Origin of the sequence: Streptomyces angustmyceticus (assembly GCF_040701845.1) — a bacterium.
Lineage (GTDB): Bacteria > Actinomycetota > Actinomycetes > Streptomycetales > Streptomycetaceae > Streptomyces > Streptomyces angustmyceticus_A.
Window position 1 is genome coordinate 498,884 of sequence record NZ_JBFBHQ010000003.1, and the last position, 15,169, is coordinate 514,052.

The 15,169-nt window shown below is 73.8% G+C and carries 10 protein-coding genes and 3 tRNA genes; 7 read left to right on the forward strand and 6 right to left on the reverse strand.

Annotation, left to right across the window (positions count from 1 at the left end; translation table 11 throughout):
- Positions 1 to 11: 11 nt before the first annotated feature.
- Both AB0411_RS09610 and AB0411_RS09615 read right to left on the reverse strand, forming a co-directional pair.
- Positions 12 to 254 carry a hypothetical protein gene (locus tag AB0411_RS09610; RefSeq protein WP_366416697.1) on the reverse strand — a complete coding sequence of 81 codons (243 nt, stop codon included), beginning with the start codon at positions 252 to 254 and terminating at the stop codon, positions 12 to 14.
- Between the two features lie 184 nt (positions 255 to 438).
- Positions 439 to 711, reverse strand: a complete 273-nt coding sequence (locus tag AB0411_RS09615) for a hypothetical protein (RefSeq protein ID WP_366416698.1) — start codon at positions 709 to 711, stop codon at positions 439 to 441.
- A 500-nt stretch (positions 712 to 1,211) separates the two neighbouring features.
- On the opposite strand from AB0411_RS09615, the gene AB0411_RS09620 reads away from it, so the two are divergent.
- A complete protein-coding gene (locus AB0411_RS09620; RefSeq protein WP_366416699.1) occupies positions 1,212 to 2,864 on the forward strand; it encodes a long-chain fatty acid--CoA ligase in 1,653 nt (550 codons plus the stop codon).
- Positions 2,865 to 2,983: 119 nt separating this feature from the next.
- On the opposite strand, the gene AB0411_RS09625 is transcribed toward AB0411_RS09620, so the two are convergent.
- Both AB0411_RS09625 and AB0411_RS38100 read right to left on the reverse strand, forming a co-directional pair.
- Complete coding sequence (locus AB0411_RS09625; RefSeq protein WP_366416700.1) at positions 2,984 to 7,306, reverse strand: response regulator; 4,323 nt, start codon at positions 7,304 to 7,306, stop codon at positions 2,984 to 2,986.
- A gap of 192 nt (positions 7,307 to 7,498) precedes the next feature.
- Positions 7,499 to 8,539 carry an SSI family serine proteinase inhibitor gene (locus tag AB0411_RS38100; protein WP_437041540.1) on the reverse strand — a complete coding sequence of 347 codons (1,041 nt, stop codon included), beginning with the start codon at positions 8,537 to 8,539 and terminating at the stop codon, positions 7,499 to 7,501.
- 164 nt (positions 8,540 to 8,703) lie between these two features.
- Here AB0411_RS38100 and AB0411_RS09635 point away from each other — a divergent pair.
- Together AB0411_RS09635 and AB0411_RS09640 are read left to right on the forward strand one after the other, a co-directional pair.
- Positions 8,704 to 8,794 (forward strand) — tRNA-Ser (locus AB0411_RS09635).
- Between the two features lie 845 nt (positions 8,795 to 9,639).
- Positions 9,640 to 9,712, forward strand: a tRNA-Arg gene (locus AB0411_RS09640).
- 183 nt (positions 9,713 to 9,895) lie between these two features.
- On the opposite strand, the gene AB0411_RS09645 is transcribed toward AB0411_RS09640, so the two are convergent.
- A complete protein-coding gene (locus tag AB0411_RS09645; protein WP_366416701.1) occupies positions 9,896 to 10,765 on the reverse strand; it encodes an NmrA/HSCARG family protein in 870 nt (289 codons plus the stop codon).
- A gap of 68 nt (positions 10,766 to 10,833) precedes the next feature.
- On the opposite strand from AB0411_RS09645, the gene AB0411_RS09650 reads away from it, so the two are divergent.
- Positions 10,834 to 11,283 (forward strand): MarR family winged helix-turn-helix transcriptional regulator, encoded by a 450-nt coding sequence (locus AB0411_RS09650; RefSeq protein WP_366416702.1) that lies wholly within the window; start codon positions 10,834 to 10,836, stop codon positions 11,281 to 11,283.
- 214 nt (positions 11,284 to 11,497) lie between these two features.
- Positions 11,498 to 11,571: transfer RNA gene (locus AB0411_RS09655), tRNA-Met, on the forward strand.
- Positions 11,572 to 11,674: 103 nt separating this feature from the next.
- Here AB0411_RS09655 and AB0411_RS09660 read toward each other — a convergent pair.
- Positions 11,675 to 12,466 (reverse strand): NAD(P)H-dependent oxidoreductase, encoded by a 792-nt coding sequence (locus AB0411_RS09660; protein WP_366416703.1) that lies wholly within the window; start codon positions 12,464 to 12,466, stop codon positions 11,675 to 11,677.
- Positions 12,467 to 12,537: 71 nt separating this feature from the next.
- On the opposite strand from AB0411_RS09660, the gene AB0411_RS09665 reads away from it, so the two are divergent.
- Both AB0411_RS09665 and AB0411_RS09670 read left to right on the forward strand, forming a co-directional pair.
- Positions 12,538 to 13,617: a GlxA family transcriptional regulator gene (locus AB0411_RS09665; protein ID WP_403145911.1), complete on the forward strand. Its 1,080-nt coding sequence runs from the start codon at positions 12,538 to 12,540 to the stop codon at positions 13,615 to 13,617.
- Positions 13,618 to 13,839: 222 nt separating this feature from the next.
- Complete coding sequence (locus AB0411_RS09670; protein WP_437041543.1) at positions 13,840 to 14,697, forward strand: DUF2797 domain-containing protein; 858 nt, start codon at positions 13,840 to 13,842, stop codon at positions 14,695 to 14,697.
- The last annotated feature ends 472 nt before the right edge of the window (positions 14,698 to 15,169 follow it).

The window sequence follows — 15,169 nt, forward strand, 5'->3', positions numbered from 1 at the left end:
GGGCGCTCTGCTCAGGACCGGCCGTCGGCGTGGGTGTACACCGGCTTCCCGCCGCCGGAGATCACCCCGCCGCCCATCCCGGCCACCGGATCGAACTGCCCGCCGAACAGCGGCCGTACCAGGGACGGGCCGTCGCCGGAGGCCCGCGGGACCGGTGCGGCCTGCGACGCCGCCTGGGCGGCACCGGACGCCGCGAGCACACCGGCACCGCCCAGGGCGGCGGCGACGAGGAAACGGGTGAGGTGGGGGCGCATGGACGCTCCTTCGGTAGGGGTTCGTTCCGCGGAGCCGGTGACGTTGCACGGCCGGTAACCGGGTGAACGAGCAACCGGGGCGCGGGGTGACCGGGTAACCGGGTGACCCGCCGGGCGCGTGCGGGCATGCGAAAGGGGCCCGCTCCTGGCGGGCCCCTCCCCCTTGCTGTCCTGTGCTACCGCGTCAGCAGCCCGGGAACGTCGCCGACGGGGTCTCGAAGGTCCCCTGTCCCTGGACCTTGATCAGGCCGACGGCGCTCTTGCAGGGCCAGCTCATCTTCCAGGTCTGGGTGGCCCGGTCGCCCTTGCTGATGGTCTCCAGCCCGGCGTACGAGGACGAACCGCTCATCCGGTACCCGAGCTGCGCCTTGATGTCCGAGCCGCTCTTCTTGGTGTAGATGATGTCGATGGACTGGGGCCGGCTGTTCATGACGATGCAGAGCTGGCCGTTGCTCATGCTGGTGCACTTGACATGGTCCGACCCCGACGCCACCGCCTGCGACGCGCGGGCGGGCGCCGCCTCGGATCCGGCCGCGTGAGCCGGAACCGTGAGAAGCGAGAAACCAACGGCCGCACACGCGGCGGCGGCCAGTGAGGCACGACGAATCATGGAAATCCCCCCGTTCAGTGGTTTTCTGACCGTACAAAGGATCAATCACCGGCACGAGCTATTTTCGGACAAGCTTCCGCCTTGTTCGAGTCGAAGATGTGCGGAGAACGGGCCTACGGGTTTACCCGGCTGACGGCGACGGGGTGTCGGCAAGCTTCCTGTTCCCCTCGTGCGTCATGGCCCCGGTGCCGAAGATCACGAGAGCCGGATTCACCCCAGGTGGGAACCGGATCCGTGGGCGACACCGGAAGGGGCCGCGCTACCGCCGGGTAGTGACATACCGCCCGGTATGTGCGCAGAATCGTCCCACCGGTCGCGATGCGGCGACGGCACCCTCGGGAGGCTCTGTGTACAGCACCATGCAAGACGTACCCCTGCTGATCAGCCGGATTCTGGAGCACGGCCGGACTGTCCACGGACAGGCGACCGTGACGACATGGACCGGCGAGCCCGAACCCCATCGCCGCACCTTCGCCGAGATCGGCGACCGCGCCGCCCAGCTGGCCCATGCGCTGCGCGACGAGCTGTCCGTCGCCGACGAGGAGCGGGTCGGCACCCTCATGTGGAACAACGCCGAGCACCTGGAGGCCTACCTCGCGATCCCCTCCGCGGGGGCGGTGCTGCACACCCTCAACCTGCGGCTGCCCGCCGAGCAGCTGGTGTGGATCATCAACCACGCCGAGGACCGCGTGGTGCTCGTCAACGGCACCCTGCTGCCGCTGCTCGCCCCGTTGCTGCCGCAGCTGCCGCACCTCGCGCACATCGTGGTCGTCGGCCCCGGCGACCACTCCCTGCTGGCGGGCGGCCGGGTGCGGGTGCACGACTACGAGGAGCTGATCGCCGGGCGGCCGGAGACCTACGACTGGCCGGAGATCGACGAGCGGGAGGCCGCGGCCCTCTGCTACACCTCGGGGACCACCGGCGACCCCAAGGGCGTGCTCTACAGCCACCGTTCGCTGTACCTGCACTCGATGCAGGTCAACACCGCCGAGGCGTTCGCGCTCACCTCGCGCGACATCACGCTGCCGGTCGTGCCGATGTTCCACGTCAACGCCTGGGGCCTGCCGCACGCCGCCTTCATGGCCGGTGCCTCGCTGCTGATGCCGGACCGCTTCCTGCAGCCCGCGCCGCTCGCCGAGATGATCCGGACGGTACGTCCCACCATCGGCGCCGCCGTCCCGACCATCTGGCAGGGCCTGCTCGCCGAACTCGACGCCGGGCAGTACGACGTCGCCTGCCTGCGGACCGTCGTCATCGGCGGCTCCGCCTGCCCGCCCGCCCTGATGCGCGGCTTCGAGGAGCGCCACGGCATCCGTGTCGTGCACGCCTGGGGCATGACCGAGACCTCCCCGCTGGGCAGCGTCTCCCACCCGCCCGCCGGGGTCAGCGGCGACGACGAGTGGGCCTACCGCGCCACCCAGGGCCGCTTCCCCGCCTCCGTCGAGGCCCGGCTGATCGGCCCCGGCGGCGAACAGCTTCCCCACGACGGCACCGCGGCGGGCGAGCTGGAGGTCCGCGGCCCGTGGATCGCCGGCGCCTACTACGGCGGCGCCCAGGGCGAACCGCTGCGCCCCGAGGACAAGTTCAGCCCCGACGGCTGGCTGCGCACCGGCGACGTCGGCACCATCACCCCGAACGGCTATCTGACGCTGACCGACCGCGCCAAGGACGTCATCAAGTCCGGCGGCGAATGGATCTCCTCGGTCGAGCTGGAGAACCACCTGATGGCCCACCCGCATGTCGCCGAGGCCGCGGTGGTCGCCGTACCGGACGACAAGTGGGGCGAGCGGCCGCTGGCGACGGTGGTGCTCATCCAGGGCGCGACCATCGGCTACGAGGAGCTGAAGGCGTTCCTCGGCGAGCGGATCGCGCGCTGGCAGCTGCCGGAGCGGTGGGCGGTGATCCCGGCGGTGCCCAAGACGAGCGTGGGCAAGTTCGACAAGAAGGTGCTGCGCCGGCAGTACGCGGAGGGCGAGTTGGACGTCACGCTGCTGGCCTGAGCGGCAGGCCGGGCGCCCGCCACACGGGCGCCCGGCCCGCAGTTCCCGTTGCCCGGCCGGCCCCGGTCAGTCCCTGCCGGCCGCTGTGGCGAGCCCCCGCGGGCCGCCGCCGGCCGCCGTCAGTTCGTGCCGATCTTGGCGAGCAGGTCGACGATCCGGGCCTGCACCTCGGCGCTGGTGGAGCGCTCCGCGAGGAAGAGCACCGTCTCGCCGGCGGCCAGCCGCGGCAGCTGCGCCGGGTCCATGTCGGCGGAGGTGTAGACGACCAGCGGCGTGTGGTCGAGCAGGCCGTTGGCGCGCAGCCAGTCGACGATGCCGGCCCGCCGGCGGCGCACCTGCATCAGGTCCATCACGACGAGGTTCGGCCGCATCTGCGTCGCGAGGTTGACCGCGTCGGTGTCGCCGCCGGCCCGGGCGACCTGCATCCCGCGGCGCTCCAGCGACACGGAGAGGGCGCCCGCGATGGCGTCGTTCTCCTCGATCAGCAGCACCCGCGGCGGATGGACCTCGCTGTCGCGCGGGGCCAGCGCCTTGAGGAGGACGGCCGGGTCGGCGCCGTAGGCGGCCTCCCGGGTGGCCTGTCCCAGACCGGCGGTCACCAGCACCGGGACCTCGGCCGCACCCGCCGCCTGGCGCAGCGACTGCAGCGCGGTGCGGGTGATCGGCCCGGTCAGCGGGTCGACGAAGAGCGCCGCGGGGTAGGCGGCGATCTGGGCGTCCACCTCTTCGCGGGAGTTGACGATCACCGGGCGGTAGCCCCGGTCGCTCAGCGCCTGCTGGGTGGCGACATCCGGCGCCGGCCAGACCAGCAGCCGGCGCGGGTTGTCCAGCGGCTCCGGCGGCAGCTCGTCGTCCATCGGCATCGGCTGGCGGTCCATCACCTCTATGGCGCCGTTCGGGCCGTCCAGCGGCTCGGGACCCTCGCTGCCCTCGTCGGGCGCGGAGATGGCGAAAGCCCGGCCCTCGCCGGCGTCCATCAGATGCGGCTGCGGCGCGGACGGCGGCTGGGCCGGGGCCTGGTTCGGGGCCGGCGAACCGGGCTGCTGTTGCTGAGGCCGGGCACCGGGGTGCGGACGCGCCTCGGGCGGACGCGACTCGGCCGTGGCCCGCTCGTCCTCCTGCGGCGGCGCGGCGAGCTTGCGGCGGCGGCCCGAACCGGCGGACGTACCGCCGGGCGGGGTGCTGCCGGGCGGCACCGGCGGACGCTGCTGGTCGGCGATCTGCTGGGCGAACGGCACGCCCTGCCCGAGCGTGCGCACGCTGAACGCCCGCCCGTGGGAGTGTCCCGCGGCGTGCGCGTCGTCCTCGGCGGCGGGCGGCAGCGGCTGACGGTGCGGGCCGGGCCCGCCCTGCGGGGGCACCGGCGGCCCGCCCGCGGCCTCCTCGGCCGGGCTGGGGCGTCCGCGCCGACGGCCGGTGGGGGCGGGGGCGTTGGGGTCCTGGGGCGCGGCGGGTGCCTGCGCCGGCTGGGGCGCGGCGGGTGCCTGCGGCGCACCGGCGTCCGGGCCCGGGGCGATCCCGGCCGCCGTGCCGGTGGCCGTGCCCGTGGCTTCCGCCGGTTCGGTGGGCTGCGCCACCAGCCCCTCCGGGCCCGCGACGAACGTGCCGGACGACTCGGCATCGGCCATGGCGGCCGCCGCGCGCTCCTCGGCCGCCGCCCGTCTGGCCCGGCGCCGTCCGGTCGGCTCGCCGTCCCACTCGCCGTGCGCCGTACCGGAGCCGCCGGCCGCTTCCAGTTCGTGTCCCGGCTGCCCGCCGGACACCGGCTGCTCCGGGCCGTTGGCCACCGGCCGGCGCGCGCGACGGCGCCCCGTGCCGACGCCCTCCTGGGGACCGGTGCCCTGCGCGGGCACCTGGTCGGCGGTCTCGGGCGACGACTGCGCGGTCCGGTCCGCCGCGGCGGGCGGCAACGCAAAGGCGGTACGCGCACCGGCCTGCTGCTGCGCCCCGGAGGCGGCGCCCGCCGGGGCGCGATCGCGGTCACCCTGCGCGGTCCGCTCGGGTGCCTCGGCCAGCGCCCGCCGCGCCCGCCGGCCGCCCGGCTGCACGGGACCGAGGCCCTGCGGCCCGCCCGGCGCCTGACCGGGGACCTGCGGCTGTCCCGGAGCCGGGGTCTGACCCGACGCCGTGGCCTGCCCGGGAATCTGCGGACGGGCGGGAACCGGAGCCGCACCGGTCTGGGCGGCCGGTGCCTGCCCGTTGGGCGACGGCGTCGCCGCGGGCCCCTGCGCGGCGGCCGCCGGGCCGCCGGGTGCGTCCGCCGCGGGCCCGTGTCCCTGCTGCTGCCCGGAAGTCCGGTCCGTTCCGGAGGGGAGCGCGGGCAGTCCGCCGCCCTCCGGGGCACCCTGCCGGGCCCGGCGCCGGCCGGTCGGCGGCACCGCCTCGGCACCCGCCATGCCCGGCGGCAGCCCCGTACCGTCCGCGGCCGGCGCACCGCCCTGCGTTCCCTGCGCGGCGCCACCGTGCGACGGATGCGGCCCCCGGCCGCCCTCGGCCGCCCCGGGACCCGCTTCGCCCTGCGGGCCGTCGCCCACGGCACCGTGCGGAACGCCGGGCTCCGGCCCCACGCCCGCTGCCGTGGCCGGACCGCCCGGGTGGGCGCCCTGCTCCACGCCGGAGTGCCGCGCCCGACGGCGGCCGGTCGGCTGCGCGCCGCCCGCCTGCGCCGGCACCGCCGCACCGCCGCCACCGCCCACGAGCGGCTCACCGGACCCGCCGGTCCCACCGGAACCGCCGTCACCACCGGGGCGGCCGTCGCCGCCCTCCTGACCGTCGCCGTCCGGCCCCTGCTCGCCGTTGCCCGGCTCCGCCGCATCGCCCCGGGTGCCCCGGGCGTGGGCGGCCGGAACCGGCATCACCGTCGTCTCGTTGCCGGTCGGCCCGTCCGTCCGCTCCGCGGCGCTCGTCGCGCCGTCCACCGACGTACCGGCCGCCACCGGCAGCTCCAGCACGTACGAGCTGCCGCCCGCGCCGGGCCCGCCGCCGGGCACCTCGTGCGTCTGCATCAGCCCGCCGTGCTGCCGCACGATCCCGCGGACGATCGGCTCGTGCACCGGGTCGCCGCCGCCGAACGGGCCGCGCACCTCGATCCGTACGACATCACCGCGCTTGGCCGCCGCCACCACGATCGTCGAATCGCCGGGAATCGGCCCCGAACGCCCGCTCACGGCGGCCTCACCGGCCGGCATCCGGCCCGTCGAGTCCACCCCCGCGACATCCGCGATCAGATGGGACAGCGCCTGGGCGATCCGCTCCGCGTCGACCGTCGCCTCTATCGGCGGCGCATGCACGGCGAACTGCGCCCGGCCCGGACCGATCAGCTCGATCGCGCCCTCCACGCCGGCCGCGACCACGCCGTCCAGCGAGACCTTCGTGCGGTTGAGCTTCTCCTTGCCGGAGTCCAGCCGCTGATAGCTCAGGACGTTGTCCACCAGCGTCGTCATCCGGGCGTGGCCGGCCGCGAGGTGGTGCAGGATCTGGTTCGCCTCCGGCCAGAGCTGGCCGGCCGGGTCCGAGGCGAGCGTGCCCAGCTCGCCCTTCAGCTCCTCCAGCGGGCCGCGCAGTGCCTGGTCCAGCACCGCCAGCAGCTGGGTGTGCCGGGCCGCCAGCGCGTCGAACGCGCGGCGGTCGGTGAAGGTCATCACCGCGCCGACGAGCTGATCGCCGTCCCGCACCGGCGCCGTCGTCAGATCGACGGGCACCGCCCGGCCGTCCTTCGACCACAGCGCCTGCCCCCGCACCCGGTGCTTGCGCCCGGACTTGAGGGTGTCGGCCAGCGGAGTGTCGTCCCACGGCAGCGCCGAACCGTCCGCCCGCGAGTGGTGGATCAGCGGGTGCAGCTCCTTGCCGCCCAGCTCGCTCGCCCGGAACCCCAGGATCTGCGCCGCGGACGGATTGACCAGGACGACCTTGCCCTCGGCGTCCACCCCGACCACGCCCTCGGCCGCGGCCCGCAGGATCATTTCGGTCTGCCGCTGCTGGCGGGCCAGCTCGGTCTCGGTGTCCAGCGTCCCGGTCAGGTCGCGGACGACGAGCATCAGCAGCTCGTTGCCCGTGTAGCCATTGCGGTGATCGGCGTACGCGGCCTCGAAGGCGGACTCGTACGGGGTGCGGCCGTCCTCCAGGTTGGCGCTGGTCACCTCGACCAGCAGCTCGGTCCCGTCGGTGCGCCGCGCGACCATCCGCGTCGGCTTGGTGCGGGTGCGCTCCTCCTCCTCGTCCCGGCGCCGCATGGAGCCCGGGATCCGCTTGGAGTCGAAGGAGGGCAGCAGATCGAGCAGCCCGCGCCCCACCAGGGCCGTGCCCGGCGCCTCGAAGGTCTCCAGCGCGATGGTGTTGGCGTTGACGACCGTGCCGTTGCAGTTGACGAGCAACAGCGCGTCGGGGAGGGCGTCGAGTATGGCTGCGAGGCGAGCAGCGCCTCGGGATGGCCTGCTGCTCACGACGACGCTTCCTCCCTGTTACCGCACCTTGCCGACCCACCGTGGCGGATCGCTGGAATGGAGTCTACGGGCACTTGCCCCGGGCGCGGAGGCGGATGACGAGGAGGTAGTGCCACGGCCTTGTGCGACTCACCGCACGCCCGACATGTGCCCCTCGTCCTGACCTGGCGCGCTACTACGGCACGAACCGGGTCAGGAACCGGTCGGCGGGAGCAGGGGTTCGAAGCGGCTCCAGCGGCTGATCTCACACCCATTGGTGCGTCGGAAATCCGCGTTGACGGGCCGCCCCGCCCAGGTCCCGGTGACATGCGCGGTCGCCGGGCCGCCGTACATCATCGTGCAGTTCACCCCCTGCGGAACGGGCGCGAACGGGTCCTTCCCCCACTTCGTCATCCCGTCCAGCTTCGCGCAGGCCCCCTTGACGTGCCGGTGATTGCCCCCACCCGGATGGCAGTACAACTCGAACGTCCCGTCCCCCGCCGCCGAACCGGAGTGCAGAACGGTGACGGTGAGGTGGTCGACGGGGGCGTGACGACGGCCGGGGGTGTGGTGGGTGTGCGGCGCATGGTGAGTGGCGGGGGTGTGGTGGTGGCCGGTCGGCTCGTGGTGCTCGGCCGAGGTCCGGTGACGGGCCGGGGCGCTGTGGTGGACCGGGGTGCGGTGAGCGCCCGACGGGTGATGACCGGCCGGGGCGTGGTGACGGGCCGGGATGCGGTGACCGGAGGGTCTGCCGTGGTCGGCGAGAGCGTGGTGGCGGGGGTGGGCGTGGTGTCCGGCAGGTGCGTCGTGCCCGTCGGGCCCGCCGTGCCTGCGGAGCTCATGGGGGCCGGCGAGCGCGGCATGGCGTCCGACGGGGGCGTGGTGCCCCGGGTCGGGGATCCCGCCCCCGGACCAGTGGTGCGGCAGCGGAATCGGGGCGGCCGACGCGGCGGGCCCCGCCAGGACCAGCGCCGCGGTGACGGAGACGACGGACACGGCGGCGGTGACGGAGACCCGGCCCGCGGCCGCCGTGGTGGCGGCCAGACGGGTCATGACCGTGGCGGCGGCGCCGGCGACCCGGCGGCTCGTGCTCGTGGCGGCGGCCCGGCGGGCCGGGGTCGTGGTGGCGGGGCTGGCGGCCGAGGCGAGGGGGGCTGACGTCCGGCGGTGCGGCATCACGGGCTCCAGGGAGGCGAGTGCGGGGCGGTACGCGGCACGTACACGCCGGGGGCGCACGACGACGCCAGCCGCCACGGCCCCGACACTTCTAACGCGCCTTTGCCCCCGACGTTGCGCTGCAGGAACGTCTTTGCCGGGTGGCCCGCGCGCCTAGTACCGTAGGGGGCGATTGGTGACAGCCCTGGGGGCTGTGCCATCATCTGGACACACCACAGCGTGCCCGCACGCGTGGGGTGTGTGGAGGCGTCGCCTAGTCCGGTCTATGGCGCCGCACTGCTAATGCGGTTTGGGGCTTACCCCCCATCGAGGGTTCAAATCCCTCCGCCTCCGCTCTTCTTCGTTCAGGCCCCGGTCATCCCCGACCGGGGCCTGAACGCTTTCCCCACCCCCTGAGCAACCGCACCCCACGTCCCGCTTCTCCCCCTCCAGCCCCCGAAGCGATCTTCACGGCCCGCGCCTCGCCAACCGCGCCATCCACCCGACACGAAGCCACCCGACACGAAGCCACCCGACCCGGTCCCGAGCGCCCCGGACCTTGTCGCCGAGCGTCCCCATGGGCCCAGTCCCCACCGAGCCCATCGGCCCACCCACGCGCCGCCGGCTCCCTCCCCCGCCGCGTCGACCTTCCGACGCCCACCACGACCGCGGGCACGACCTGGACTTCGCCCCGGCCGCCGGGTCTGTGAGCCATCGCCCCGCCCACCGCCCCGGGATCCCCGACCACACGACCCCGAAGTGGCGCCCGTCACAACCGGCGTCGAACGTCACGACCGGCGTCGGACGTCACGACCGGCGTCGGACCGGACGTCATCGGCAGTGACGACACCATCCCCGCCCCGAAATCCGCGAGGCGCCCGCCGCCGTCCACCCGCGCCCCGACTCCACGCGCCACACCCTCCGCGCCGTCGAGCCGGCCCGGCTGACCGCCTCACCCCGCCGTGTCCATCGGCAACGTGAAGGCCGACGCCCCGAACCGCTCCGAAGAGGACTACCCCCGCCCGAACTTCGTCCAGACGAGCGAGGGCGCCCCCTGGCTCCAGTAGCCCCCGAACACCCTCAGGAGGGCGTTTTCGCAGGTCAGAGGCGCTACGGACAATGGATTTCGCGTGACGGCGCAGGTCATGTAATGTTGTTCCCGCAACGCCGACCGGCAAGAAAAACCGCCGGAAAGCCAAGCGCTCGTAGCTTAACGGATAGAGCATCTGACTACGGATCAGAAGGTTGCAGGTTCGAATCCTGCCGAGCGCACAGCAAGCCGAAGGCCCCCGGAACAGTGTTCCGGGGGCCTTCGGTGTCAGTGGGTGAGATGCGGGTGGGCGGTGCCGGGGCTTCGGGGGCGGGGGCGCTTTGTGGAGTGTGGTGCTGCTTTGTTCGGGGTGGGGTGTCGGTCGCCGGGGGTCGGCTTGTGGTCGGGTGAAGGCGGTGGCGGGCTCAGTTGACCGGCCAGTTGCGGTTGGTTGCCCAGGTGTCGAAGCGCTGCCAGGGGATTTCCGGGTAGGCGTGTCGTAGGCCGTTCACGTCGACGTCGAGGCCGACGTCGGTGAAGTAGCGGAACATCGCGGCGAGGTCGGCCGAGTAGGCCTCGGCGTGGGTGATCGGCAGGCGCTCGAAGGTGATGGGTCTGCCGCAGACGGCGGACAGTGTTTCCGCGATCTGGGGACAGGTCAGCTCGTCGGAGGCGATGTCGATGCGCCGGCCCGCGAACTCCTCGGGGCGGGCGAGCGCATGGGCGGCGAAGGCGCCGATGTCCTGTGCGGGAATCAGCGTCAGTGGCCGGTCGGGGGGCATCGGCAGGGCGAACCGGCCTTCGCGCAGGCTTTGGAGCGACCACTCGACGGTGTGGTTGTCCATGAACGCGGCCGGGCCGAGAACCGTCCACGGCACGCCCAGCCCGTGCAGATGGCGCTCGATGCGGTACTTGCTGTCGAAGTGCGGGATGCCCGTGTCGCGGTCGGCGTGCGCGGCCGAGGTGAACACGATGTGCCGCACGCCGCGGGCGGCCTCCAGTAGGGCGATGCCCTGGCGGACCTCGGTCTCGGGATCCGAGCCGAAGGGAGTGGACATGGCGAACAGTCCGTCGGCGTTCCGCAGTGCGGTCTCCAGCGACTCGCGGTCGTCGAAGTCGGCCGGGACCACCTCGGCGCCGAGGTCTCGCAGCGCCTGTGCGGCGGCCGAGTCGGGGGTGCGGGTCAGGGCGCGGACCTGGAAATCCTGGTCGAGCAGGGAGCGGGCGGCCGCGCCGCCCTGTGCGCCGGTCGCTCCGGCGACGGCCACCAGGGGCCGGTACGATTCCTTCGTCATGCTTCTACTGTATGGCGCAGTCACTGCGTCGCGCAGCTAATTATCCCGGAGGGGATGGAGGGGTGTCCATGCTGATCGACGATCTCCAGCAGGAGTCCCGTCGCTACCTGGCCTCGTACGTCATGTTCAACCAGGCGGTCGCGGACCATCTCGAGCTGCATCCGACCGACGTCCAGTGCCTCAATCTGCTGACCGCCGAGTCCGGCCCGTTCACCACCGGCCGGATCGCCGAACTCACCGGGTTGACCAGTGGCTCGGCCACCCGGCTGGTCGACCGTCTGGAGAAGGCCGGCTACGTGGTCCGGCGCCGCGACACGGCCGACCGCCGCCGGGTGCTGGTGGAGGCCGTGCCGGAGGCGATGCGGGATCTCATGGCGCTCTGGGCCGAACTGGGCGAGGGGTGGCGGGCGATGTTCGCCGACTACACCGAGGACGAGCTCGCCCTGCTGTACCGGCACATGCAGCGCACCGTCGAGCTCTCCCGGCAGCAGATCGCCCACCTGCGCGGCAAGGAGTGATGGCCGGCCGGGCTCGGGGGCGTGGCTCTTGCGGCAGGTGGTGTGAGGGGCGGAGGGCTCGGGTCCGGGTGCGTGCGGGTGGCGGAGTGGTTCAACCTGCTTGATGTGCGGGCGAGTTGAGCGGATGCGGGGCAGGGGCGAGGTGGGGGTGCGGTGGTGGGGAGGGAAACGATTAGGCATTGGTGGGGGAGTGGCGTAGTGTTCATTTCACCGACGCGGGGTGGAGCAGCTCGGTAGCTCGCTGGGCTCATAACCCAGAGGTCGCAGGTTCAAATCCTGTCCCCGCTACTGACGCCGCAGGCCCAGTGGAATTCGTTTCCACTGGGCCTGCGGCTTTTTTTGCGTGCGGGTGCGGGTGCGGGTGCGGGTGCGGGTGTGCGGGGCGCCGGACTCAGCCGCGGACCGGTGGGGGCGGGGTCGTGTAGTGGGCGGCCGGGCCGGTGTGGGGACGGGTCAGGTGGGGGTGGAGGAGCAGGTCGTCGTCGTAGTCGCCGTCGTTCTGGTGGCGGAAGGGGAGCGGGTCGGTGGTGGGGAGGGTGTGCAGGCGCTCGCGCAGGCGGGTGGCGGCGGTGGCGTAGGCGGTGGGGGTGGTGCGGTCCGCGCCGGGGATCAGGAGGGGCGGGACGACGGAGATCCCCGTGTACCAGAGGGTGCCGTGCTGGAGGGGGAAGAGGAGGTCGTTGAGGTCTCCGTTGACGCCGCGGGGGCCGAGGGTGGCGGCGCGGGCGCCGGCGGTGGTGATGACCATGGCGCGCTTGCCGGTGAGCCTGCCGTCGCCGTAGCGCCGGGGGCGGCCGGTGGCGGGGTCGGTGAGGCCGAAGGCGAAGCCCTTGACGAAGACGCGGTCGAACCAGCCCTTGAGGATGGCCGGCATGCCGTACCACCAGAGCGGAAACTGGACGATCAGGGTGTCGGCCCAGGTGAGTTTCTGCTGTTCGGCGCGGATGTCGGGGGCCAAGTGGCCGTCCGTGTAGGCGTGTTCCGAGGCCGCGCCGACGAGGAGGCGGTCGGCCGGGTCGTGGTCGTAGTCGGCGGCGTCGACCACCGGGTTCCACTTCATGGCGTACAGGTCGGAGACGCGGTACTGGTGGCCGTGGGCGTCGAGGGTGCGCAGTCCCTCGGTCTTGAGGGCGCCGCTCAGGGAGCGCTGGTCGGGGTGGGCGAACAGCCAGAGGACCTTCATGTCCTCCACTGTTCCGGCAGCGGCGGGCCGCATCGAGTGGCCCGATGGCCATGATGTGCAAGGATCGGGCCATGGGTGTGAGGGAGTGCGGCGGCCAGGGTGACGGGGGGAGCGGTGGCGGGCATGTGCCGGCCGTTCCGGGGGGTGCGCGGCCGCACCGGGTGGCGGTGCTGGTGCGGGACGGGATGCTGCCGATCGAGGTGGGGATCGTGCACCGGATCTTCGGCGAGGCCCGGTCGGCGGCGGGGGAGCGGCTGTACGAGCTGGTGACCTGCGCGTTGGAGCCGGGGGAGGTGCGTACGGACACGGATTTCACGGTGAATGTCGCACACGGTCCGGAGGCGCTGGCGGAGGCCGGCACCGTGGTCGTACCGGCGTCCGGGACGGACTACGGGCGGGGCGAGGGGTGGAGCGCCGGGCGGCTGAGCCCGGAGATGGCCGGGGCGCTGGGGCGGATCCGGCCCGGGACCCGGATCGCGTCGATCTGCACGGGGGCGTTCGTGCTGGCCGCGGCCGGGCTGCTGGACGGGCGGCGGGCGACCACGCACTGGCGGTCGGTGGACGCCTTCCGGCAGTTGTTCCCGGCGGTCGAGCTGGATCCGGACGTGCTGTACACGGACGAGGGCGAGGTGCTGACCGCGGCGGGGGTCGCCTCCGGGATCGATCTGTGTCTGCACATGGTCCGGTGCGATCACGGGGCGGCGGTGGCCAACGACGTGGCGCGGCGCACGGTCGTGCCGCCGCACCGGGAGGGCGGGCAGGCGCAGTACATCCGGCGGCCGGTGCCGGAGCCGCAGCTGTCCTCCACGGGGGTGGCGCGGGCCTGGGCGCTGGAGCATCTGGACCGGCCGCTGAGTCTGCGGGAACTGGCGGCGCGGGAGTCGATGAGCGTACGGACCTTCACCCGGCGGTTCCGGGAGGAGGTCGGGGTCTCGCCGGTGCAGTGGCTGACGCAGCAACGGATCGAGCGCGCACGGCAGTTGCTGGAGGAGACGGAGCTGACGGTGGACCGGGTCGCGGACGAGGCGGGCTTCGGGACGGCGGCCTCGCTGCGGATGCATCTGCACGCGGCGCTGGGGGTGTCGCCGCGGGCCTATCGGAGCACCTTCCGGGGGCCTGGGGGTGGGAGTGGGAGTGGGTTGGTGGGTTGAGGGGTGGGGGCCGGTGGCGTGGGCGGTTCGGTGAGGAGTTGGGGGCGGTATCGGCCTCGGGTGGGGGGCTGGTGCGGGGGCGTTGTCCGTGGGTGGTCGTACGCTGGCGGTGTGTGGCGATGTACGGGACCGCGCTGGTCAGGGGGCGGGCCGGGGTCCGGGCCCGAGGGGCGGTTCGGGCAGCGGCTCGGTTGGTACTGCGCCGAGCGGGGCGAGGAGCGGGTGAGCATGCTGCCCGCCGGCAAGGTGCTGGCGTTCGCCGCGCGGGGGGAGCGGTGCTGTCTGGGGGTGCGGCGGGCCGGCCGCTGGATCGTGTGCCCGTACGGTGCGGTGCTCGACGGGGCGGGCGCCAAGGACCAGTGCGCGCGCTGTGCCCAGCTGGACCGGTCGCGTTCGGTGGCCGCGGACACCATGGCCGACGATCCGCGCCCGTACGGCGTCTACCTCGCGTACTTCGGGCCCGGACTGCTCAAGGTGGGGATCACGGCCGTCGAGCGGGGGCCGGCCCGGCTGGTGGAGCAGGGGGCGGTGGCGTACGCGTGGCTGGGGCGCGGGCCCCTGATGGCGGCGCGGCGGGCGGAGGCGCTGCTGGGGAGCGCCCTGGCGGTCCCCGACCGGTTCGCCAAGGCGGCGAAACGGGCGGCTCGTGGTGCGCTGCCCCCGGTGGCGGACCGGTTTGCCGAGCTGGCGCAACTGCACGGGACCGCACAGGAGTTGCCGGGCTGGCCGGAGACCCTGGAGCCGGTGGAGTTCGCGGGGGCGGACCATTCGGAGCTGTTCGGGCTCGACCGGATTCCGGGGGAGGTGGCGGAGCTGGGCTCGATGACGTCCGGGGCGGAGATCCTGGCGGAGGTGCTGACCGGGGTGGGGTCCGATGTGTATCTGCGGTTGGCGGGTGGTGGCGACGGGGGTGGTGAGGCAGTCGCCGTGATGGATGCGCGGTTGTTGTCGGGGTGGGTGCTGGGGGCGGCCGTGGGGCGGGTGACGACGGTGCCGCTGCGGGGTGGGGTGACCGGGGCGGGGGAGCGGATGGGGGAGGGCAAGGGCAAGGGGGAGGGAGGTCAGCAGGGGTTGTTCTGAGGGGCGGGCTGCGGCTGCCCGGTGGGGGGCGCGGCTGGGGGCTGGGGTCGGGCCGGCCGGCCGGGAGGCGTTCCGGGGTTGGTGGGGGTTGTTCCGGGGCGGGCGGGGCGTTTGGATGCCGGGGGCAGGTGGATCGCGGGTGTCGGTGACCCTCCCGATGGCGGGCGCGTGGTTGCGGTTGCATCGGCGGGGTGCGGTGGTCGGGTGCCGTGTGCCGGTTGAGTGTGCGGTGGCGGCTGGGCGGTGTGCGGGCCGTGTGTGTGGTGGGGTGGCGGGCTGGGGATTGCTTCCGTGGTGTCCGGCTTGGGCTCCGTGGCGCCCGGCTCCTGGGAGGGCCGGGTGCGCTGGTTGCGGCTCTGGTGGGAGCCGGGTGCGCGGGGCCGCGGAGAGCGGGTGCCGGTGAGCGGGTGCCGGTGGGCGGTGCCGCAGTAATCGTGGCCGCGGTGATCAAAGCCGCGGGTCTCGGAGTCGT